Raw genomic sequence first — 23,284 nt, 5'->3', positions numbered from 1 at the left:
ACTGATAATGACTTTATTAAAAGTAATACAGGTATGATGCTTATTTTTGTTTTATTACTATTTCTTCCGCAATTGTATGCTGACTGTTACATATGATGGATCTTTTTACCTACACCTACCAGTGCTTTGTCTGCAAAACTGAAATATGTATCAATTTTTCTAAAAGCTAAGGTTACTTTTCGTGGCTGTAAATAAAAGACTAGCTAGGTGATAAATTAGGTTGGATACTAAAACCTCACAAACTTTGAAATTCTAGGGTTATTTCGTGAATTATGCAATAATACACTTTAGATGCTCTGCGTATTATTATGAGGTGTAAAAGTTGTATAATTTATTTGACTTGAACTGTTTATTGTGTAAAGTTGTAAGTAACGTATGAATAAAGGTTAACATGGTAGTTAAGATAAGGTTAGCAAGATTTGGTGCAAAGAAACGCCCTTTTTACAGAATAATTGTGGCTGATTCGCGTGCACCAAGAGATGGACGCTTTATTGAAAGAATAGGACAGTATGATCCAATGTTAGCAAAAGATGATAAAAAACGCGTTATGGTAAGAGCTGATAGGTTAAAATATTGGCTAAGTATAGGTGCGCAAGCAACTAAAAGAGTGTTATGGTTTATCAAAAATGGTCTTCTAACTTTAGAAGCAGAAAAAAGAAAGGTGGAACTAAAAGAGGCAGGAAGGAAGAAAGTAGAAGAACAAGAGGCGTAAGTCTCTTTAATGCTGTCAGCAAATAATGATATATTAGATAATGTTGTATCTTCTGATTTGTTGGCTATGAAGGATTTTATCTTTAATAGTGTTAATAATGAAGATATTAAATTTGCTACTGATGTTATATCTCATCTTATTAAGTCTGGTGGAAAAAAAATTAGGCCCAAACTTGTTTTTGTTATATGTAAAATGCTAGGTTATTCTAGAGAGGATAAGATTAAAGTTGCTGCATCGGTAGAGTTTATACACAATGCTGCTTTGCTTCATGATGATGTACTTGATGAAAGTGAAGTGCGTCATGGAGTGAGGACGGCAAATAAGATTTGGGGGGATAAATCAAGTATTTTAGTTGGTGATCTATTGTTAACTCTGGCGTTTGGATGGCTCATAGAATGCAAAAATTTAAATGTTCTCTCTATCTTATCTAGGGCATCGCGTTCACTTGTGAAGGGTGAAATAAAGCAGATGACGACGTACTTTAACCCTCACACTGTTCGGGAAAGTTATTTTGATATCATTGGAGAAAAAACAGCATCTTTATTTTCTGCGTGTTGTGAAGCTGCATCTGTAATATCTGGTGCTACAAGTGATGAGATAGAAAGACTAAAGAGTTTTGGGTTTAACTTTGGTATGGCATTTCAGATAATTGATGACATGCTTGATTATACTGCTAGTCAGAGTACTTCTGGAAAACAAGTCGGAAAAGACTTTTTTGAGGGCAAAGTAACTTTACCTGCTATTATAGCGTATGAAAAAAGCAATACAGTGGAGCGAGAATTTTGGGAAAAATGTTTTTCTTCAGCTGAACGTGATTTTAATCAAGCATTGTACTATATTAATTACCATAATGCCGTCGAGCTTTCTATAGAAAAAGCGAAGCATTATATTAGCATGGCACAAAATAATATTGATGCTTTTTCTGATTCTCCTTATAAAACTGCTTTGATTAACTTTTTAAATGCGAGCATAGAAAGGCAAGCTTGGCTGGTTCTTGATATTTTTAGATTAATTGCTATATATTTATTAGGTTCTTAAAGGTAATAATATGTCAAGTGATAGTAGGGAAAAAAGGAAGAAATTTACTGATATGCTAAATAAGCAGGAAAGTGAAGGCCAGCAAGACGACAGCAACCAAATTAATGATTTGAACGAAAATCTTAGTACATTAAAGGAGCGCGCAGCTCAGCTTGAGGATCATTTGCGCCGTGCCGTTGCAGACAATGAGAACGTCAAACGTATAATGCAAAAACAAATCAGTGATGCAAGTGATTATGCAGTTACACAATTTGCACGTGACGTAATAGACTCTTGCGATAATTTAAAAAGGGTAATGGAAAATCTGGAAGATGGTGATCCTGTTCATGAAGGGATTAAAGTAGCTCATCAAAAAATTATGAGTGATCTCAAAAAACACGGAATAAAGGAAATGGATCCAATTGGAGAACTCTTTGATAGTAATTTGCATCAAGCTATTATAGAGAAGGAGGATAATGAAAAAGAGGTTGGTACTATCATGGAGGTTTTACAAACTGGTTATACTATTAAAAGTAGGTTACTTCGTCCTGCAATGGTTGTTATTTCTAAAAGATCTACTGATTGTGAAAACAATTAGCAGAACAAAATAGTGTGTAATATTGTTTTTTCAGGTATTCAACCGAGTGGTGTACTACACTTGGGTAATTATCTTGGTGCAATCAAGCAATGGGTAGGTTTACAGGATAAATATAAGTCTCTTTTTTGTATTGTTGATTTACATGCAATTACGGCTAATAAGCTTTCTGCAAGTGAATTAAAAGGTAATATTTTGAAAACGGCAGCAGTTTACATTGCGTGTGGAATAAATCCAGAAAAGTCCATTATTTTTAGTCAATCTACAATTAGTGGACATACTAAGCTGAGTTGGCTGCTTGGCTGCTATACACCAGTTGGTTGGCTTAACCGTATGACTCAATTTAAAGATAAGGCTGGCAGTAGTAAACAAAAAGCCTCTTTAGGGTTATATAGTTACCCGGTACTTATGGCTGCAGATATATTGCTATATCGAACTAAGTATGTTCCTGTTGGTGATGATCAAAAACAGCATTTAGAGCTTGCACGTGATATTGCGTTAGCTTTCAATAATTACTATAAGCTTGATCATTTTATTGTGCCTGAGATCCTAGTTTTAGATCACACATCAAGGATAATGAGCTTAAGGGATGGTGCAAGCAAGATGAGTAAATCTGATCCTTCAAAGAGTTCATGTATTAACCTTGATGACACGGATAGATTAATTATTAAAAAGATAAGAAAGGCAAAAACAGACTCAATACTAGGCTTTGATTTTGCTACTTTAAGATGCCGCCCGGAGGTAAGTAATTTGTTAAACATTTATTCAGCACTCAGTAATTTTGATGTAAGTAAAGTGTGTGAAGAAATGAATAAATATGATATGAAGCATTTTAAAAGAGAGTTAGCTGACTTAATTATCAGTGTTGTATCACCTATACGTGAAAAAATGAATAATCTCTTGAAAGACCAGTTCTATTTATATGAAATATTAAAAAGAGGTACGGAAAAAGCAGCAGAGATTGCAGATCATAGCATAAAAGAAATTGAGGACATTATAGGGCTTGTTCAATAGGTTAGTAAAGTGGTTAGTGCAAAAACATAAGTTCATTCTGTTTTTTATGTGTATTAATACTTAAGTCTGTCAAAAGCTTAAGCTAATTATAAATGTAGTTTAGGGTGCTAGATATGGTGGTCCTATTATAGGTAAAGGTTTAAGAAAAGATGTAGACCTGTAAGCAGGACATGTGTGCACTTATGTGTACAGAAAGAATACGTGTTTTACTGAATTTAGCTGTTTAATGGAGAGAAGCCTACAAGCAGAGGTGGTTGTTTTTGAGTTCTTTAATATCTCTACCTTTAATATGATAATAGTATAAGTATGCAGGAGTGGTTTTTCTCTATAGCTAATCAAAGCAAGGTTAAGTAAAACTTACCGCTTTTTTTTATTAAGGATTTGATATTACCATTTTATGGTCTATTCTAAATTTGTGGAATGAATATTAATGTAAAAAATTTAGTTCATGCTTTCTCTAAATTGCTGAGTTTATGGCTGTCATCATCACATAGGTTGGTTATATATTTACTTCAGAATAGAGAAAAGGTTATGCTGCCACTTGTATTCTTGATTAAAAGAGCTAGTCGATCTTATAGTAAAGCGTGAAGTTTACGGGAATCTGATAGTAGTAAATCGCCTTGTCATTTATATTGATCTAGAACATGACAATAAGTTAATGTGTGTAGTAGAAGAGTTAGGTGATCTATGGGCGTTTGAGAAGGGGACATATATTTTGTAGTATGTACTGTAGTTCTGGCTGGTAGATTATCTGCAATGAATGGTGTTGAACTGAAAGAGCTCTTAGCCTTAATGCTATTCCTAAAGGAGTGCGGAATCTAAAATTAGAGAGGTAATTATTATAATTAATCTAACATCATAAGGTCAGATTACAGTATAATATATAATTAAGTTATTAAGAAGTTAGATGTAAGAATGCACACCTTGCTTGCATTATACTACCAATAGTGGGGAAATTGATTACTTAGATGAGGGAGCACTAAAAGCAGTTCTTAACTTCAAGATAAGAATATGAGTTGAATTGAAATTAGGTATGTGTTTAAAAAACTTATATCACTAATAACCTTTAGAAAGAAAGAAGTGATATCACTACTTAAAATAATGGCTTGGGAAAATGACCTCTTAAACTACAAGCAATTTTCAAGCAAGTTTAACACTGTAATTAAAACAATTGATCAGTCTTTTACAATAATATCTTTAGATGGATATAATGGATGGGGTAAGACATTTTTTTTTGAAAGAGTGGGTGAAGGAATTAAAGCAACAAAATGAAATAGCAGCTTATTATAGTGCGTGGGACATTAGTGCATTGGACCAACCTCTGCCTTCTTTTTTAAATTTCTTATTTGAGGATTTATTCTCATCTTATGAGATAAAGAGAAGCGTTATACAACGGCTCAAGAACATAAATCAGGAGCTATTTTCTTTAGACTCGGAAGGTTAATTAATAAGTCTCCGCTTGCTATGCTTTCTGTGCTGCTTAATGCCACAAGAGAGGCTGATAAAAAGGATATTGGTGCTGTGTTGAGAGAATTGAATGTTCTGCAAAAAAGCAAAGAAAACACCAAAGATTTTAAAACACAATTAATGAAGGTAGTTAATAAGATTAGAAAAGGTAAAAGCATTTATATAATGGTGGATGACCTTGATATATGCCGTCCTAAGTTCATCGTTGATTTTTTAGAATCCATAAAGTATCTACTTAATGTACAAGGGCTTGTCTTTGTTATTTCTATTAGTAGAGATAAGAGTAATGTATATAAGGCTATAGTACAATACTTGGATAAAATTTTGGCCTTAGATCTTTTATTGATCTCTCCTTACATTTATTGAAACGGTCGGTGAAGGAATTTATACAAGAACTGTTTAAAAATGTAAAATTATCGAAAAAGTCAAAAGAGCCGTTTATAAACAGTTTCATATTTTATGCAGAAAGTCTGTTACTATCATTAGAAACAATAGAATACTGTATGAAAAAAATAGAACTGTGTCTTCTGAATTGTGCGAAGGAAGAACTACTTGCTCCAAGTTTATTTTCATTTTTGACGATACTACAGTCAGTGGATATTGATACATATGAGGAACTAGGTTCTTCATATCAAAAAGTATTGGAAAAAATTAAAAATAAATACAGGCCTACAGTTTTGTAGTCATATAAATGGTCAGAAAGAATGGGAAAGGCTTGAAATTTTTCTCGAGGCTGCTTTCATAGAAAAGGAATCAAAGGCAGGTAAAGCTGTAAAGCAGATAAGAGATATATTATTTTAAAAGATGCATAGCGAAAGTATGATAAATAATTAGTAACTATGGTCATTTTATTAAAAGTGATCAATTAGGCTATCTGCTTTTACCAGAATTTTTGATAAAGGTTTTTTCATTTGTATAAAACGTCAGGTTTGGCACCTTTTTTCACATGGTATCTTTAGTGATAGAACATGCTGTAGTGTTAGCTTTTATATGCTTATTGATTGTAGTTTATGTTTTCTCTCGATCCTTATTTAATCTTCCTACCATTTTATGTACCTGCCTCTTTCTCTAAATTAGGGTCCTGTTTGCCGGAGATATATTATTTATGTTGCTAATAGGATAGTAATATAATAGATGAGATTTAAGCCTGCGCTTAGAAAGTTTTGCCTCAATTAATTAGATTCTAGTTGAATATAAGGTTTTTTCTGGTATTTAGTTTAGTCTTCCTGCAGCTATTAATACTTGACTTTTCTGTAGTTTTAGATGTAAAATAAAATTATTCATATTCTCAAATAATATATCGTTAATAGTTGCTTGTATTGATACAAGTAGAGCTTTCTTGACAGTATTTGTTCTGAAGCAGTAGAGTTAGCTTCTTCTTTAAATTTGATTTATTGGATTTTCTTTAACATTATTTTTCTTGCTGTTATATAAATAAACACCTGGAAAACTTAATACTTGAATTGTTTGTTGAATGAGGTTTATTATTATCTTTAGGTGAAGAGCATATTTATAGAATTCTTTCTAAAGATTTTGATTTTATATGTAATGAAAAGTATGCTAAATATTATTATGTTTTTACATCAACATATTTTACTTCTAAACTATTAATAAATACGATTGTAAATTTGGGAGCAGCACTAATTTCATAATAATAATGCCAAGCAGATTAAGCATTTATACAACTTCAATAAGCATTGCTAGAGGATTCTCTATGTAGTGCTTAAAGGCGTTTAAAAATTTTGCTCCCATTGCTCCATCCACTGTTCTATGGTCAGCAGAGAGTGTTACTATCATTGTCTTTGCAATCTCTACTTTTTCATTTATAACAATTGGCTGCTTTTTGGCTGCACCAACAGCCATGATACAAGACTGCGGCGGATTAATGATAGCACTGAAGGCTTTTATACCGAACATCCCTAAGTTAGAGATAGTGAACCCTCTTCCTTGAAATTCTTCGGGTCTCAATTTTCCTGATCTTGCTCTGTTTACTAAAGCTTTCACTTCTTTTGATATAGATAAAATGCTTTTTTTGTCAGCATTTTTCACTATAGGAGTAATTAACCCATCTTCAAGTGCTACAGCGACTGAGATATCTATATTTGAATATTTTACTATCTTGTTATCTATCCACGAAGAGTTTATGTCAGGAATTTTTTTTATGCTAAAAGCTACAGCCTTAATGATTAAATCATTAATTGTCACTTTATTGTTTTCGTCTGTTGAGTTAATCTCGTTTTTGAGCGATATAAGATTATCAACCTGGCAGTCCACAGTTAAATAAAAATGTGGAATATTCTGCTTAGATTCAATCAGACGCTGTGCTATCACTCGGCGCATGTTGCTTACTTCGATTACAATGTCTTCGCTTGACCTTTTGTTGCTCTCGGTTTGGGTACTACCATATAAAAATTCCAATATGTCAGCTTTAATGATGCGCCCATATGGACCTGTACCTTTTAATTGCGTTATATCAACACCTTCACTTTGAGCTATTTTTTTAGCTAATGGGCTTATTTTTACTCTACCTTCTACTACTATCTTAGTACCTTCTTCTTTTCTAGGTCTTGGTGTCAAGGACTGAGGCGACATTGAAAAGTTGGATGATGTTGGAAGATTGGTTTCAATTTCCCTTTTGGTTTCAATGTTGGTAATAGAAGCTAAAACGTAGTTATCAAGTGCGTTCCAATCTTCCCCTTCTTTCAGCATTATAGCTATTGGTTGATTTACAGGCACGCCACTTACTCCTTCTGACACTAAAGTTTTTGCTAAAACTCCTTTATCTACAGATTCAAGGTCCATTATGGCTTTGTCAGTTTCTATTTCGGCAATTACATCACCTACTTCAATTTTATCTTGTTCTTTCTTATGCCATTTTACGATTTTTCCTCCAGTTTTGCTCATTGTCGGTGAGAGAGCAGGCATTAATATTTCTATGGGCATTGACTTTGTATTTAAAGATCTGTTCAATTTTTAATTTACTCTTTATCTTATGTCAATCTAATCTTAAATTTTATGAATGAGTTTATATATGATGGGAATAGAGAAATGTAGTGAAGAATAGTGTTTGCTATCTTTTCCGGAATGCAAAGCATGGATACAGAAAAAGTTTATGTGAGGAGTTGATTAAATTGATAAAAGGTCTGAATTAATAGTATTTTTCTAAGCTTTCTGTAATTATCTTTTTCTTTTGTAGCTAGGCTTTTGTCCATAGAAACCACTTGATATCTCTTTAGTAGGCAAGTTTAAAGTTCCTGTATGGTATTTCTTTGTTCTCTTAGCGGTCATTCATCTTAGTAATTAACTTGAAAAGCTTGCTGCTTTCTTTTTTGGCTTCATTTTTTGTTTTACTTTTTATGCATATCATGTTACCATAATAAATTTCCTCTTTTTGTTATGTTCAATTAGTTTATAATACCTTGATATTTGAGTCTTCTAATTGACACTATCAGTGATACAACAAAGAATGATTAAATTGGATATTTAACTTGTAGCACGCTTATGTATAGCCTAAGCTAAGTAATACATGGTACTTAAACATTAAGCTGCCCTCTCTATTGACAAGGCCTGAATTTTAGCTATTCTAAGTAACAGTTAAAGTTACTATGGTTTATGTTATAACCCTAGCAGTTCTTTTCTGAATTCCTCTTCGATTTTCTCTCTTATATTTATATTAAAGCTACCCACTGAAAAATTAGTCATGGCCTTGAGGGTATAAAGATCTTTTATCACTTTTTCAATGGCATCATTTATTTCTTTTTTATCGAATTTCTCGATAATAGGCTTGATCTTCACATATCCTGAAGAGCCTTTGCTATAAATTCCTCTGCTTTTGTCAATACAACCACCTGCACCAGGTATACTGCTTCTGAAACTACCGGTACAGCTTACCGTTTTGTGCTTGATTTCACCATTTTCTATATATGTAATTTGATTGTCTTGTATAGATTCCAATATATTTACTGTTATTACCTTTCCTTCTAGTCTTAAATGCTCTTTATCAATTGCTGTTTTCTTATAACTTGTATCTTCAGAATTATATATTCTATGTTTACCTCCACCTGCAACGGTGATTAATTTCTTACAATCTTGTTTATCTAAACTACACATTTCTATGAAGGTAGACCCTGCATCTTTACTTGAGATGCGATTTTCGTTATTACTTTCTTCCTCTGTAGCTCTAATCTTAATTAGAGGATAGTCGGGATCAATTCTTAGTTTAGCCTTAATATAATCTCCTGGCATTCCTGCTCTACTCTTAGTAGAACATACATGAGGTTTACAGTTAACAGATTTACCTGCTATATGACCTGCTTCACCACTCCCCCATGCTTCTATTTCAACATAATCAAATATTATTGATAAATCATCTGTATAAATATCTCTATTTTTAGAGTCATATAATTTTTCGCTCTTTTTTTCAAGTTCTTGCTTCAGTTGTTTCTTAGTTATTTCCTCTAATCTTTTTTTTAAACCTTCCAAATCAAGCTTACATAACTTATCAGCATAAAAAACCTCTGCTCTATCTACTTTGACCGGTTGATCTTTTAATCGTATGCACTTTTGTATTTCATTAGTACTCTCGTCTTTACAATCCGCTTCTTCATACTTCAAGTAGAATGGATTATTGTCTTTTTTATTTAAATATTGTGTTGAACGACTACACATTCCATTAATGCAAATGCAACCATAATCATCCTGATTACAATTTTTTTCTTCATGCTTTTCATCCATTAATTTATATGCTGCTTTCAGCCCTTTACCAGATACAAATGCCTCGTCTATCTTATTATTTTGATTTACACAGTAGCTGCATTCTCCCTTCTTTTGCTTATTTTTATCAGGAAAGAAAATATATCCTTGCCTGTTAAATATTATTCTGTCCAACTTTTCTTGAGGCTTTTGTAGAAGATTAACTATTTTCTTTTCCTTGCTTGGAAGGTAATAGAACTGATTTGATTCTTTTGAATAAACAGTATCGTATTTAATATATCTTGCCTCCATGAGCTTTAGTGGTATTATTTCATTTTCTCTTTTAAGTATGTATTCCTCTGGTTCTGGCTTCCAGCCGGAAAGACAGAGCATTTTGCTTTTGATATTTTTTTTATACTCTACTTTTACTTTTGGGTGCCCTAAATTATCTAATTTGCACTTACCTTCTGCATTAAGTTCTTCACATTCTTCTTTAGTATCAGGAACATAGCTATATTTTTTCAGAACTTTAAATTGTTGTGAATTACTTTCTAGTATACCTTCTATAATATTGTCAATATTGCTTTTATTGTGATTACTACTAGTTGTTTTCGCTGCTATTGCCGGCTTTATTACTGTTAAAGACAGAGGGCCAATGTTTGTAGTAGAGTTAGTGTTAACATCAAAAGTGCAAAAACCATCTTCGTACTTTTTGTTTACTTGCCTCATGCAATTTTTTTTGCCCATCTTTATTCTTATCTTTAACGTGTTATTCTGTTCTCCTTGCATGTTGCTTTGTACTATCTCTACTACCTCAGGTTCTGGAGCTAGTGGTGCTGGAAAGCAACGTGCGAACTGCAGATTTTTCTTATTTATACCTTGAGTTCCATAATACTCAGCGCAGAGTTTGCCTTTTTCTCTGTATGTTGTGAAATAATATGTGGTGCCATCTTTATCTAAAACAGAATGCTTCTTGACTTTATCTGTAGTAGGGAGCTCCTCGTCCTTGTCTACTTTGTACTTTTTTGGAAAATCTAACTCTTTTTCAATTTTTCCATTTTCTATTGTTAGATTGCTAACTATTACCTTAACCTTAGGGTCGAAGTAATCATTATCTTTATTCGTTATAGGGACAATTTTGACCTTGGGAGGTGACATCGTAAATTGTTCACAAAATGGAGGCGGACTAGGAGCAGGTGGTACAGGAGCACATTTTACTTTTGTTTGATAACAAGTGTCGCAAAGGTTACTATAATCTGTAATGTTAAAATCCCAAAGTTTTGCAAATCCGGATCTACAAGCCCCCTTTTGACTACAAGCACATATTTTGGGAAGTCTAGCAAGTCTCTTTTTTTCTTCATCAGACATATCACTACTAATCACACCTTCTGCCCATTCCCATTCAAGGCCTTCCCCCATTTTTGCTCCAACGAATGTCTTATCTCCTTCCCAATCAATAAAAGCTGCTGCTGACACTCCAGCACCTGTACTTTGTGTTCCATATATTTGACGGCAAAATTCTCCACTTTGTAAGTCATAACAGTAACTTTTTCCATCATAAGCACATACTCTAATTTTAGGATTAAAGTAACCGTTTATCCCCTGATCTTTTATTGCTATTACCTTAATTTCTTTTACCCAATTATCTCCAAGTATTGCCTCAAACCAAGTATTGCTCTTTACAAGAGGCGGACAATCAGCACATCCTTGATATGACAGGCCAAATATCAAAAAAAATATCAATGAAAAATTAAACCTTGCACTTTTCATAAAACACTGGTAGCCATTTATTAACTTCTTCGCCTTTTTCTCTTATTGCTTCGTACATATACTTTATAGTCTTTTTATTGGCTGAAAGCACGTGCATTTCTTGCATATTTTTTAAATCTAAATTTAAAGTTACTAACCCCTTATGTTGCTTTATTAAGAATAAGCCTTCCTGTGTTGGAGTTTGCAGAATTGTATTTAGTTCCTCTTTTGATAGAGAAAATGCTTTCATGTATAATCTATTTGCATTAAAATTTGGCATAAGAATTCTTGTATCAACGTGTTTGTCTAAATATTGAGTAAATTTGCTAGCAAATGCTAGATTTAGGTTTTCAGTACTTGAAATTACTACGACATTTAATTTTGTCATTTTTTGTATCCAGTTGTCAAACTCTTTCTCTGTGGAGAAAATATTGCTTATTTCCCATGCTTCATCCAAAACAAGTATTACAGGTGAGCCATCACATTTTGCTTCAAAAGAGTGTAAAAAATAGTAAAATATTACAGACATACATTCCTTTCGTTTTGTTAGGTTTGCAGTGTTGAGAGATATAATTTTTGTTTTCCAATCAATGTAAGATTCACTACCGTCTTGAAGTAAATAAGCAAACTCACCATCACCACACCATTTGCTTATTTGACCACCAAGAAGTAAAAGCGCCTCAGAAATTTGAGAAATAGAGCGGGATTCTTTTGGTATAGTGAATATAAAATCTACGATTTTTTTTATCTTTTCTTCTATGTCTATTAGGCTTGTATTGTCTACCATTCTTTTGATTAACTCAATCAGCATATTGCGATTAGAAACGCTATCTTCGATATTTAATGGGTTAAATTTTAAGCTTTTATCTTTATATTTTGGATCGATTATGTAGTATTTACCACTCATTGCTTTAGTGAAGATTATTGATTTTCCAGTGTTGTCCAATATAATAATCCTAGGATCAAATTTTCTTGACTCTGATAGTAAGAAATTAATTAGTGAAGTTCTACCTGAATTTGGAGCTCCAAGTATTGTAGTGTGGCCATTGTTTTTCTTTCCATGAAAATTAAAAAAATAAGGGCTTCCTTTTTTTGAAAAAAAGATCGTTACTGCTTCTTTCCACCTTCCTCCTTTTAGTGTGCCTGATGTAAAGTCATGTAACATAGCAAAGCTACAAGCATATTTTGCTAATATGCTTTTCGGTTGTGTGACAAAGGTAAAATTGCACGGAAGTTGTGCCCAAAAATGATTTTCCATATGCAAATCAGTTCTGAACATCATTAAACCAATTGATGACATTACTGAGGATAGGCTAGTAATATTTTCAGCTAATCTATTTCTGTTATCTGCAAAAATTGTAAAAATAATTTTCTGTTGACAAAAGTCAATAGCAGAAGTTTGTTCAAGTTCCATTATTTCATTTATTCCTGAATTTTGAAGTAGGGTATTATCCTCGCTGATTTGCAGCATATTGATTTGGTTTTTAAACTCTTTGATTGCTTTATTGTTACTAATAAATATTATTATTTCCGTGATAATAAACTCAGAGTCAAGCTGTAAGCATCTATCTATATTTTCTAATGGAACTTCTCGGTATTCTTTTATGCAAAAGATAGAGCCAAACTTTTGTTGATTTTCAAATATTGTTTGAAATGTATTAAAGCCAAAAGCTATTCTTAAATCTTTAATATATTGCGATAAATCTGTTTCGCATATTGGGTAATCTTTACGTGTTAGTGTAGCAATGTAATGAAGAAATTCTGTCATTTCAGAATATACTTTACCATCACTAAACCTAAGACCGAGCTTTTTAGCCCCAAAAGGTTCTAGATCATTTTGAATTAAGTCAGTTACCTTCTTTAATTCGTGATGATTTTCTCTTAAAGATAGCTTATGTTTGTTCTTTATTCTGCTGAGAAAAAATGCATTATTTACATGCTTGCCAAAATTGCTAAATACTAGTACAATATATAGCTCATTTATATACTGTAATTTACTACTAGTGAGTTTGTTAAACCAGGCTGAGTGTAGCTTATCAGAAAAGTCTCCAGTTTTGTTCCATTTTAAGCGGAGTTTATTACGCTTTCTAACAGTATGAATCCAGGCAGTAAAATGTAAGCTATTGATGTTTTTTAATATGCTTTTTCTAATCTCGGTTCTAAGGTCACTATAATTATCAGCAGAGAAGTAACCTTCTAACTTGATTATTTTTAACAATTCTCCCTGTTTTGTTAGTATGGTTTCTTCATTATAATGGCAGGAATAAGGAATAAAATCTAAATCAATATTTTTTAATAATGCTAAGCTTAGCTTATTTTTTCCTCCAAGCTTAGGGTTAATTGTTAGTATTTTTGGTTGCATACGACACTATTTGTATTTAATAAAGGTAACTAAAATGCTATAAGTGATATTTAATGATCTTTGTCTTTTTTCTTGCTATCAGGTTGCAAGCTTGTACCTTTTGAAAAGGTGAATTTCTCTTTCAGGTAATCAGTTGCTTTTTCTGTGCTACCAAGTATCATAATCAACACACCAAACATTATCATGAAAAAGATTAAGCTCCTGAACACTATTGCAAATATTACTAGGGTTATGCATAACCCTATGATTGTTGATGGACTCATACTCTCTACAGCATCTTTGACTGAGAATGAAGAAATAAAGTTTTTTACCGTTTCTTGTATATCTTGTAATTCGGCATCTACTGAACTTGCCTTGCTAGAATATGATGTAAAGCTAAGGCTCAGCAAAGCTACAAAAATCAAAACTCTACTCAATTGAGTATACATCAACTAAATACTTCTTAAACAATTTTTAATTATAATAACTTTCACCTTAATGAGCAAGAGCTGTATTCACTTGTTCACTGTAAGTACTGCATATTTAATTTTTACCGTCATTTGTTTAATATGCTCATATTAATATGGGATTCACATTAATGAGTAGTAACTATGCTTAATAGAAAGTCTAAATGCAATTCAGCAATTGCTATAACAAAGTGAAGTAAATAACCCTGGCTCCTACCACCAATCTCGATGTTATTTTACTCTTGTAAAGATGTACTCTATTTTGAGAGAATATAACCTACTGCAAGTACAATATGAATGTTTTTATTATTTGGTTATTTTTCAGGTGATATGCCTTTATTATTGTTTTTTTATGTGAGTTTTTTTCATAGTGAAAGCATACTTTTTGTTCTTTTTTTTTCTTCAAGTTATAATGGATTACTACAGACTATCTATAATCCAGTACTTGACACTGAAATCTAGAGAAGAAAAAATATAGGTTCCACAGCGTCCATGCATTTTGGAGTGATACCATTTATTGTAAAACAAGTGTTTGTATATAAGTTACTTTAATATCTAAGGAATTTGTCGAGTAAAAAAGGCAAAAGTAACCTTGTGATAGATAATTATGTTTTATCTTACAGATTAGTGTTCTATGCTATCTTAAATGCTATGGCTGATATAGGTAAAAAACCTAGAAGTTCGTAGAGACATGAAGGTATATATAATGTGAAAAATTAAGCATGAAATGCCGATTACATAATACTTTTGTCGTTTTAATTTGTAATAAAACTGAAGATGATTATATATCTTTATTTTCGTGCTTGGAAAGCTGGTAAAATTTATTAGCAGTTTTAGTTCTATTTTTATGGCTAAAGATATAGATCTATTGATTAGCTGTTTGCTTTGCTAATTACTGGACTTTCTACTTCCACAGATTTGCTTTCAATATAACTATCTGCTTGTTGAATTAACATATTCACTACTTCTTTTACGGGCTTTTCTCTATCAACCATGCCAACACTTTGACCAGCCATTAAAGACCCAGTTTCAACATCTCCTTCAATCACTGCCCTTCTTAGAGCTCCAGCCCAGAATTTTTCTATCTCAAGCTGTCCATCTTCTTTTGAGATCTGTCCTTTTTGGTATTTATCAATGATTTCTCTTTGATGCTTTATAAAATCATCACTTGCTTTGTTAGCTATAGCTCTTACTGGAATTACAGGAAAATCAGCACTTATTTGTATAGAAGATACTGCATTACGTGCAGCTGATTTTATAAACACTTCTTTAAAATTTTTATGAGCAATTGACTCATTTGTGCAGACAAATAATGTACCTATTTGGCAGCCGCTTGCTCCTACTTCCAGGTAATTAACTATCATTTCGCCTCTTCCTATCCCACCTGCAACAAACACTGGTGTTTGCTTATTTTTAAAATGAGGTAATATCTCTTGTGCAAGAACAGAAGTGCTGACGGGACCTATATGTCCACCTGCTTCCATTCCTTCTATTATTAATGCATCTACACCCATTTTTACTAGTCTCTTTGCAAGATTTAGTGATGACGCAAAGCATATTACCTTTATGCCTACGTTCTTGATTTTTTCTATACTGGACTTCATTGGCAGTCCACCGGCAAGAACTATGTGACTTACTTTTGTTTCAATGCATATGTCTATTAGCTCACTCAAATTTGGGTGCATAGTAATCAAGTTTACGCCAAATGGCTTATTAGTTAATTTTTGTGTCTCCATGATTTCTTTTTTCAGTAAATCAGGGGACATTGCACCACATGCGATTATACCGAAACCACCAGCGTTTGAGATTGCTGAAACTAGACTTCTCTCTGAAACCCAGCTCATAGCGCCGCCCATTATTGCAAAATCGCTACCGAGAAAATTTGCTCCTTTTTTCCATAGATTGCTTAACATATGATCTATATTATGCGTTTAAAAATGTTTTGTTTGTCTACAAATGTGTGCTTTAGAGCACCAAATATATGCAATGCTATAAAAAATATCATAAAGTATGCAAACATTGAATGTAGCTTATTGGCTACATTGCTTAGCTCTTTGTTTTTACTAATTAATAAAGGAATATAAAAGAAGTATTTAATCTCTATGTCAGAAGCAGAAGACATAACATAACCAGATAATGGAGTCATTACCATTAGGAAATATAAAACAAAATGTACTGCTTTGCTTGTATTGACTTCGAATCGAGAAAAATTTGCTGAAAGTGGTGAAACATGACTAAAGGCACGGAAAAACATGCGTATTACAACTAATCCGAGGATAGTAATCCCACAAGCTTTATGAACAGTGTATATACTGAATTTAATTTCATTACTAACCGGTAAGCTTTTCATATAAAACCCACAGCAAAGCATGCCGATAATGAAAGCAGCCATTAACCAATGGATAATCCTTAAACCTAAGCTATATTTATTATTTCCCACTTTGACTGCTCAACTTGATTGCCTCAAAGTAGCATTTATATAGTAGAAAAACTATTTTTCAATCAAAATTATTCACTTACTGTATTAATTAACATTTGCATAATTATTGTATATAGCATAGAGTTATAAAAATATTATGATTTGAAAGTAACCTCCGCAGAAAAAGACCGTCTATACTTTGATGCCTAAGCTCTAAACATAGAAACTACCTTATCGTAGTTTGGCAATGACTTAATTTCTCCAGTTGCAGCTAAAGTGGTTTTCTCATGCTGAGATAATAGTTCTTTTGCCACTTTTTTTATGTCAGAAGTAGTAACTGCGCTAATTTTTTCTATTAGTTCATTTTTACTGATATATCTATTAAAATTGCCATAATAGTACCCTAACGCTTCAGCACGAGAGCTAACACTCTCACGTGACATCAAAATTTGTGATTTTACTCGCTCTTTTGCTCTATTCACTTCTTCTTCCTTCAAGTTGCCTGTAGACAACTTTTTCAACTCCGTCGCTATGGATTTTAGGAGTTTGCCTGAGTTTTTGCTATCTGTGCCAGCAAAGATAGAAAACATTCCTGTATCAGTGTAGCTAGAATTAAAAGAATAGACTGAGTAAGCTAATCCTTGTTTTTCTCTTATTTCCTGGAATAGTCGTGATGACATTCCACTTCCTAGTATAGAATCAAGTACTTGAAATGTATGATGTCTATCATCATGTTGGGAAACACTGGGAAAACCTATTAGTAAATATATCTGATCTAATTTACGATATTCTAAATACTCACCACCGGTGTAGCTTGCATTTTGTTTTTTCTTTATCTCCTTTAGGTGGTGGATCTTTGAGAGAAAGTCTTTAGTTAATTGAGAAATTTCCTTATGCTCAATATTTCCTACAGCGGCAAATAGTATATTCTCACCAAAGTAATGCTCGTTTATATAGTTATTTAGATCTTCCTGACTAAAGGACTTTACAGTATCCTGCGTACCTAAAATTGACCTACCAAATGGCTGATTTTTATAAGCTGCTTCGAAATACCTATCAAAAATAATGTCGCTTGGTGAGTCATTAGTTTGAAAAATCTCTTGTATTACAACACCCTTTTCGCGCTCTAATTCGTCTTCTGGAAACGTGGAATTCATTAATATATCTATTAATATGCTAATGCCAGTCTTTATGTCTTTCTTGAGAATTTTTGCGTAGTAACTAGTGCTTTCTCTGCTAGTGATAGCATTAAAAACTCCGCCTATGTTATCAAAAACTTTTGCAATTTCAAATGCAGTCCTGGTCTTTGTTCCTTTAAAAGCCATGTGTTCTAGAAAATGAGATATACCATTTTGACTCGCGCTCTCAGCTCTGCTTCCGACGCCAACTCGTACGTTAAAAGCTATGGTATCGGCATCACATGCCTGCTCAGTTATTATGCGTAGACCATTATCTAGTTTTGTTACCTGTGGTGCACTCATCTTGTATATTTTTTTTTAAATTTTCTTCTGCAAAGTCCCAATTAATTAAATGATCAAGGAAAACTTTTATGTAGTCGACTCTACGATTTTGACAATCTAAATAGTATGAGTGTTCCCAAACATCCATAGTAAGCAATGGCACTTGGCCATAGATTAGTGGCAAGTTAGAATTTGAAGTTTTGGTGATTTTAAGCTTTCCTTTTTCGAGCACTAACCATACCCATCCACTGCCAAACTGGCTTACTCCGTAACTCAAAAATTCTTCATAAAATCTATCAAAACTGCCAATATCGTCTTGAATTTTTTTTGTGAGAAGGCTGTTATCTTTAGGCTTACTGCCGCCATTTTTTTTCATTGAGTTCCAGTAGAAAGTGTGGTTCCAAACTTGTGCTGCATTATTAAATATATTAACTTTATTACTATCCTCATGAACTTTCATTATTAGTTCCTCAATTTTTATGTTTGTATTTTCGACTAGCTCGTTGAGCTTATCTAAATATCCTCTGTGGTGCTTGTCGTAGTGAAAACTTAATGTCCTTGCAGATATGTAAGGCTCTAAAGCTGTTTTGCTATATGGTAACTCAGGTAGAGTAAAAGTCATACTAACCTCTTTATTCTTAACTTACTGCAATAATATTGTAATGTATATTTTTGTGCAACATGTAGTTGATACAATTTTAAATTGTGTAATGATAATAATTGTATGTTTTTTTGAGAGTGAGGACGTCTAAAAATTTATGAGAGTTTTCGAAAGATACTAAATGTAGAAATATTTATCTGTGAAATAATAGCAAAGTGCTATAAGATTATTTCTATAAATTAATTCACTATATTAATAGTGTCATGGGTTCAGAATGAGAAATGTGCTTTTTAGTATCTCATCACAGTTTTAAAGGCGATGAAAAGTATATTTACATGTCTTATAACGAACTGATTACTAGCTTTTACAGTTCTATAATCTTATATTTTAAATTTTTATATTTATCATGCTAAACGGCAAAAAGACTAGTGAGAATTATAAGCAGCTGTTACTTAAGATATTATGCAAGCTCATTAATACAATACTCTGTTCGGAAGTGTTATCAGTAGAGCGGAAGACAATAAAATTATAAAATAACTGGATTTGTTAACTTAGTTTAAATTATGTTTGCACTACTTTTATCTGAGCTGTTGCATTTATTATACATTAGTGATTTTCATGTTGATAGAGCGTCAAGTAAATTGAGTAGAATATAGAAACCTGGAAGGCTTTATTCCTATTAAAAGATAGCGGCAGTAGATTTATAGTTTATGTTTCTTATGTAATAAATTTTAACATTTAGCTATGATCTATTGTACTTATAGGTCCGCTGCATAGAACGAAGTATAGAAGATTTTATGACTGTAAAATGATATCATGACATCTATTTATCAGGATAAGGAAAAAACTTTATCAATTTAAAGGTCTAATCAAGATGCGAGAGGTTTATTGAATATAAGAATAAGAGTATTTAATAAGATACTAGTCAGTGTTATAAGTGTAGAAACAGCTGATTATGAATGAGCTATTGATACGTGATATTATTAGCACTTTATAAATTGGAAGTGTTTAGGGATAAGTATCTAATAGCAAAAATATAAAATCATGACTTATTTCATATATAAGATATGAATTCTTTTCTGGGAGCTATGTGTTATATTAGACTTCGCTTGCTGCATCAAGTTAAGGTTTTATAGGGGTTATTAGATCTGGCAGTTACTTTGATGAGATAGATAGTGTGATAAAAATTGATATAGAGTGTTCTTATGAAATTGCTACAGTGATGATTCTTTTAAGTGTATTGGCAAAATAAGGTTTCCTTTTATTTTGGGGTTAATTATGATGCAAAAAGAATATCTAAAGTGGTTAATCATGTATATTTTACTGTCAGTGAGCAGTAACTGAAGCAAAAATTATCTGATATATCAACAGCTTATGAAGATTGGCTTAAAAACTAGCGATAGAGTTCAACGCTTAGTTAAAGTAGCCTTCTGGAAAGTTGTCTTTATGTTTATGTTGAGTTTAAACTTATGTTTTTTGCATAAAAGTTTTAATTTATTCGTGAAGTTAAGCTACTATCCATCACACTGCTTTTAGTATTGTTTTTACAAAATGGTGTAGTGCTAGAGTAATTCTGGATAAAGATGGATAAAGAAATATTTTATGCAAAACTGGACGGGAAAATAGATTTCAGATTTTGATTATACTTTTTAATAAAAATTCTTTTAATATTTAGATTAAAGATAAAATTTTAAGTTGTTTGTACTTGTACTTTTTTGTCTACGGTAAGTTTATCTACATACCTAAAGAGCTTTTGTGTTAAAGTAGGAGCTCTAATGCTATAAACTCTAAGAGTGTTAGGCCATATGGAAGGTTAAATGTGGGAGATGGTATTTCATCATTAAAAATCAGAAATTTGGATCGATTGGTTTGGTAAAAAAAAGTTAGTTAGCCAGAGTATGTTGATCAGCACTTTAAAGATTTATACTGATGCTTGCGTGGTAAATAATTACTGGATAAACTGTGCAGATTTATATGATGATGAGAAAAAGAATGATATTATTAGATATGAAAAAATATGGTCTTTAGATTAAATCAAGTATTCATAGTACTTATAGTAGACTTAAGCTCAAGTTAAAGCAGTAAGGTAATAAGCTATTATCTCTCTTGTGATTTAACTTTCAATGAGGGCTCAGTTATGTGTCAGGGAAAAATAACTTACAGTGTGGCAATCTAGTTGCTTCTAGTCTTTTCTATAAAATGGTCTGTCAGATGCTGCTTTAACTGGTGAGTTTGTAGGGAAAATCCAGCTGATTGTGCAGATAAAACTTCTGAAGAGTGTCCGATTATAACTGCATTTTTTTATATGTTAGTGGTAGTAAGTTTGGAGAAAAGTATGATTGTAAAGTAAGCATGTATTACACGAATGTAGGTACTACTTATTGTTCTGATTCTCACAAATTAAGCTTAACATGTTTCGATAGTTATCGTGATATTGCAGATAAAAGTATGAATAAATTGGTATTATATGCTTCTCTGAGCATTAAAAACTCTTTTTCTTGTGGGCACTTCGTGCTATTCGATATTGTAAAATCTAATGCTGAAGAGACCATCAAAAGTCTAAAACTGATCTAAATTATATGGTTTTGGCTGGGTTGAAGTTAAGCCTTTAATGAATGCATTATAGCGGTTTAGATATTTTTTTACTTAGTGGTTGGCTAACTGTATTATACTTTTGAAAATATTGTTATATCAGAGAATATTATAATGGTTAGTCTTGCTGTTTATAATTTTTGTTGCTTTTACGTTGATGTTTGTAGTGCTGATAGTCTGTCTTAGGCAGTCGGCTATAAGGTTCATGTTGTTACTTGTTATAACGATTTTCTTATTAAATCTAGCTTTAAGTTTAATAGCTTGTTTGATTGAGTGTTTTTATCCTCTAGAATGCTTATTTAATATAGAATGTGCTGTATAAAAAACATTGCTCCTTTAAAAGGTAGCGTGATCAGACTTTACCTATAACATTCAAGGATTACTTGATAATTTTTTTTATTATAACATCTGTGACTTATTTCTATATTTTTTCTTGTATGAAACAGCAGCTTCATTCAAGATTATAAGTTAGGTAACTAGTATAGGCAATATGATGCCAGGCATTTATTATTTAATGAGTATGGTATTTAGTAATGTAGCTGTACTACTTACCTCTACAGGAAGTAAAAGACGTAAAGCAGCCTAATATAGTATTATCTGTTATACTGACGACTACTGTTTTTACCTGGTGGGATAGTTGCTTTTTTATTGTTTAAGTTCACTATTTTGCAGCTACGGCAGGAGGAATATAGTAATGTTATCTATTCTTGAGAAGAGTTTTGAATACTCCCAAGAAATGCTCTCATTAATCACTGCATTATATGTAACGTTTGATTTAATGTTAACTTTAGCTTATGTTATAGGTAACTGTGCCTTTACTTTGATATTTATGAAGCTCTATGGTAAACTTAAATAATGTCTATTTTAGCAATCGATACTGTAGGTTCTGATAGTTCGATAGCGATAATTGATCATAATGGTAAGTGTTTAGTAGAACACAATTCCACTAGCAACAATCACGCAGAGTCGTTTTTTCAAGTTTTAGATTCTCTATTCAGTAAACATAACTATAACTACGATAAGATAGATCATTTAGTAGTAGTGGTTGGGCCTGGAAGTTTTACTGGAATTAGAGTTGGTATATCAGCTGCGAAAGGCATAAATCTCGTTACAGATAAACCATTATATGGAGTTAGTACACTGGAAGTTCAGGCATACGCAATATCATTGCTTTGTGCAAATAGCAAAAAAAACATTAGAGCTATAATTAAAAATGCTCAAGGGGTTTATACACAATTATTTAGTTTCAATCTATTGCCACTGTCATACCCAATTGTAGTACATGATATTGCTAAATTCCAATATTTAGATCAAGGTGCTGGGATGGTAAACGATGACTGCATTACGTGTATGGATTGCAATTTACCTGTATTAAATGCTAGTCATGCAGGGCTATTAGCCCATTACAGACTAGAAAATAAACAGAAATTAGGTGAAGTTAAGGCTATCTATTAAAATGAGCTTTGATATGTAATGCATTTATTATAAGTTAGCCTTTGACGTAAATCCTATCAATTTGGCTAAGTTTGTATACCTGACATGTTATTTCCTTAGTTACTTCTTTTATACTCATATTTGAATTCTCTATCTCTATAGCATTAGGTGGTATAAACAAATTATGAGTTCTAAATTTTTTTATAATATTACTTATGTTTATGTTGATTACTTTTTTATTTTCCCTTTGCCTTTTTGATCTAATGCGCTTTTGTAGTGTATGTAAATCACACTTAAGTACTACAGGAAGAATTCTTGTGTTTATTTTTTTACTAAGTTCTACTACTGAGTTATATATTCTTGTGTTGTATTCACTATTTTCCATCAATTCATCAATAAATATATAATTTTTTGAATGAATTGGATAAGCTTCTATTACCTGAAGCATAATTTGTACAATATTGTATATTTTATCTTGTACTTTTTCAGGGACTTGGTCGTATTCAAAGATATTATTGTATATGGAATGAACTTGAGTACTATTAGAGAGGTTGTTGTTTACAATCAGTGCGTCTATTGTGTTAGATAATTCTATTGCTGTAGAAAGCCTTCCACTACCTAAAAGACCAGTAATATATATGAAAACTCCTGTTATTTGTTTCTTCGTGTTAATGTTTATCATATTATCTGTAATTTTAAAATCTATATTTATAGTAACATAAAG

17 protein-coding genes are annotated in these 23,284 nt (G+C 32.1%); 8 read left to right on the top strand and 9 right to left on the bottom strand.

What is annotated here, in order from left to right:
- Positions 1–391: 391 nt before the first annotated feature.
- From rpsP to GOY12_RS03725, 7 genes are all read left to right on the top strand, one after another.
- Positions 392–712 (top strand): 30S ribosomal protein S16, encoded by a 321-nt coding sequence (gene rpsP / locus GOY12_RS03170; protein WP_175818601.1) that lies wholly within the window; start codon positions 392–394, stop codon positions 710–712.
- 9 nt (positions 713–721) lie between these two features.
- A complete protein-coding gene (locus GOY12_RS03165; protein ID WP_175818600.1) occupies positions 722–1,750 on the top strand; it encodes a polyprenyl synthetase family protein in 1,029 nt (342 codons plus the stop codon).
- A gap of 10 nt (positions 1,751–1,760) precedes the next feature.
- Positions 1,761–2,327, top strand: a complete 567-nt coding sequence (locus tag GOY12_RS03160; protein ID WP_175818599.1) for a nucleotide exchange factor GrpE — start codon at positions 1,761–1,763, stop codon at positions 2,325–2,327.
- Positions 2,328–2,339: 12 nt separating this feature from the next.
- Entirely contained in the window at positions 2,340–3,338 is a 999-nt protein-coding gene (gene trpS / locus GOY12_RS03155; RefSeq protein ID WP_175818598.1) for a tryptophan--tRNA ligase, read from the top strand.
- A gap of 1,210 nt (positions 3,339–4,548) precedes the next feature.
- Positions 4,549–4,782 (top strand): hypothetical protein, encoded by a 234-nt coding sequence (locus GOY12_RS03735; RefSeq protein ID WP_246214377.1) that lies wholly within the window; start codon positions 4,549–4,551, stop codon positions 4,780–4,782.
- 29 nt (positions 4,783–4,811) lie between these two features.
- Positions 4,812–5,171, top strand: coding sequence for a P-loop NTPase fold protein (locus tag GOY12_RS03730; RefSeq protein WP_246214376.1), 360 nt, complete (start codon positions 4,812–4,814; stop codon positions 5,169–5,171).
- A gap of 8 nt (positions 5,172–5,179) precedes the next feature.
- Positions 5,180–5,488 carry a hypothetical protein gene (locus GOY12_RS03725; protein ID WP_246214374.1) on the top strand — a complete coding sequence of 103 codons (309 nt, stop codon included), beginning with the start codon at positions 5,180–5,182 and terminating at the stop codon, positions 5,486–5,488.
- Between the two features lie 994 nt (positions 5,489–6,482).
- Here GOY12_RS03725 and GOY12_RS03145 read toward each other — a convergent pair.
- The 8 genes from GOY12_RS03145 to GOY12_RS03110 form a co-directional block, all read right to left on the bottom strand.
- On the bottom strand, positions 6,483–7,748 hold the full coding sequence (locus GOY12_RS03145; RefSeq protein ID WP_175818597.1) for a pyruvate dehydrogenase complex dihydrolipoamide acetyltransferase: 1,266 nt from the start codon (positions 7,746–7,748) through the stop codon (positions 6,483–6,485).
- A gap of 672 nt (positions 7,749–8,420) precedes the next feature.
- Positions 8,421–11,267, bottom strand: coding sequence for a hypothetical protein (locus GOY12_RS03140; RefSeq protein WP_175818596.1), 2,847 nt, complete (start codon positions 11,265–11,267; stop codon positions 8,421–8,423).
- Complete coding sequence (locus tag GOY12_RS03135; RefSeq protein ID WP_175818595.1) at positions 11,248–13,608, bottom strand: VirB4 family type IV secretion/conjugal transfer ATPase; 2,361 nt, start codon at positions 13,606–13,608, stop codon at positions 11,248–11,250. Before GOY12_RS03135 ends, GOY12_RS03140 begins: the two co-directional genes overlap by 20 nt.
- Before the next feature lie 50 nt (positions 13,609–13,658).
- Positions 13,659–14,036 carry a hypothetical protein gene (locus GOY12_RS03130; RefSeq protein ID WP_175818594.1) on the bottom strand — a complete coding sequence of 126 codons (378 nt, stop codon included), beginning with the start codon at positions 14,034–14,036 and terminating at the stop codon, positions 13,659–13,661.
- A gap of 890 nt (positions 14,037–14,926) precedes the next feature.
- Entirely contained in the window at positions 14,927–15,967 is a 1,041-nt protein-coding gene (locus GOY12_RS03125) for an NAD(P)H-dependent flavin oxidoreductase (protein ID WP_175818593.1), read from the bottom strand.
- A 5-nt stretch (positions 15,968–15,972) separates the two neighbouring features.
- Positions 15,973–16,494, bottom strand: coding sequence for a cytochrome b (locus GOY12_RS03120; protein WP_175818592.1), 522 nt, complete (start codon positions 16,492–16,494; stop codon positions 15,973–15,975).
- A 185-nt stretch (positions 16,495–16,679) separates the two neighbouring features.
- Positions 16,680–17,954, bottom strand: coding sequence for a M16 family metallopeptidase (locus tag GOY12_RS03115; protein ID WP_175818591.1), 1,275 nt, complete (start codon positions 17,952–17,954; stop codon positions 16,680–16,682).
- Positions 17,923–18,555, bottom strand: a complete 633-nt coding sequence (locus GOY12_RS03110; RefSeq protein WP_175818590.1) for a superoxide dismutase — start codon at positions 18,553–18,555, stop codon at positions 17,923–17,925. The genes GOY12_RS03115 and GOY12_RS03110 overlap by 32 nt, the downstream gene beginning before the upstream one ends.
- 3,426 nt (positions 18,556–21,981) lie before the next feature.
- Between GOY12_RS03110 and tsaB the strand changes: the two genes are divergently transcribed.
- Positions 21,982–22,581, top strand: a complete 600-nt coding sequence (tsaB, locus tag GOY12_RS03105) for a tRNA (adenosine(37)-N6)-threonylcarbamoyltransferase complex dimerization subunit type 1 TsaB (protein ID WP_175818589.1) — start codon at positions 21,982–21,984, stop codon at positions 22,579–22,581.
- Between the two features lie 34 nt (positions 22,582–22,615).
- Here the strand turns inward: tsaB and GOY12_RS03100 are convergent, their stop codons facing one another.
- Complete coding sequence (locus GOY12_RS03100; protein ID WP_175818588.1) at positions 22,616–23,242, bottom strand: AAA family ATPase; 627 nt, start codon at positions 23,240–23,242, stop codon at positions 22,616–22,618.
- Between the last annotated feature and the right edge of the window lie 42 nt (positions 23,243–23,284).

Origin of the sequence: Wolbachia endosymbiont of Dirofilaria (Dirofilaria) immitis (genome assembly GCF_013365455.1) — a bacterium.
Lineage (GTDB): Bacteria > Pseudomonadota > Alphaproteobacteria > Rickettsiales > Anaplasmataceae > Wolbachia.
The sequence above is the reverse complement of the archived record's forward strand: the minus strand, read 5'-3'. Positions and strand labels throughout refer to the sequence as shown.

Excerpts from the sequence above, each read along its gene's own strand:
- rpsP (WP_175818601.1), top strand. The coding sequence starts at position 392 with ATGGTAGTTAAGATAAGGTTAGCAAGATTTGGTGCAAAGAAACGCCCT.
- GOY12_RS03165 (WP_175818600.1), top strand. The coding sequence starts at position 722 with ATGCTGTCAGCAAATAATGATATATTAGATAATGTTGTATCTTCTGAT.
- GOY12_RS03160 (WP_175818599.1), top strand. The coding sequence starts at position 1,761 with ATGTCAAGTGATAGTAGGGAAAAAAGGAAGAAATTTACTGATATGCTA.
- GOY12_RS03735 (WP_246214377.1), top strand. The coding sequence starts at position 4,549 with ATGGATGGGGTAAGACATTTTTTTTTGAAAGAGTGGGTGAAGGAATTA.
- GOY12_RS03145 (WP_175818597.1), bottom strand. The coding sequence starts at position 7,748 with ATGCCCATAGAAATATTAATGCCTGCTCTCTCACCGACAATGAGCAAA.
- GOY12_RS03140 (WP_175818596.1), bottom strand. The coding sequence starts at position 11,267 with ATGAAAAGTGCAAGGTTTAATTTTTCATTGATATTTTTTTTGATATTT.
- GOY12_RS03135 (WP_175818595.1), bottom strand. The coding sequence starts at position 13,608 with ATGCAACCAAAAATACTAACAATTAACCCTAAGCTTGGAGGAAAAAAT.
- GOY12_RS03130 (WP_175818594.1), bottom strand. The coding sequence starts at position 14,036 with ATGTATACTCAATTGAGTAGAGTTTTGATTTTTGTAGCTTTGCTGAGC.
- GOY12_RS03125 (WP_175818593.1), bottom strand. The coding sequence starts at position 15,967 with ATGTTAAGCAATCTATGGAAAAAAGGAGCAAATTTTCTCGGTAGCGAT.
- GOY12_RS03115 (WP_175818591.1), bottom strand. The coding sequence starts at position 17,954 with ATGAGTGCACCACAGGTAACAAAACTAGATAATGGTCTACGCATAATA.
- GOY12_RS03110 (WP_175818590.1), bottom strand. The coding sequence starts at position 18,555 with ATGACTTTTACTCTACCTGAGTTACCATATAGCAAAACAGCTTTAGAG.
- tsaB (WP_175818589.1), top strand. The coding sequence starts at position 21,982 with ATGTCTATTTTAGCAATCGATACTGTAGGTTCTGATAGTTCGATAGCG.
- GOY12_RS03100 (WP_175818588.1), bottom strand. The coding sequence starts at position 23,242 with ATGATAAACATTAACACGAAGAAACAAATAACAGGAGTTTTCATATAT.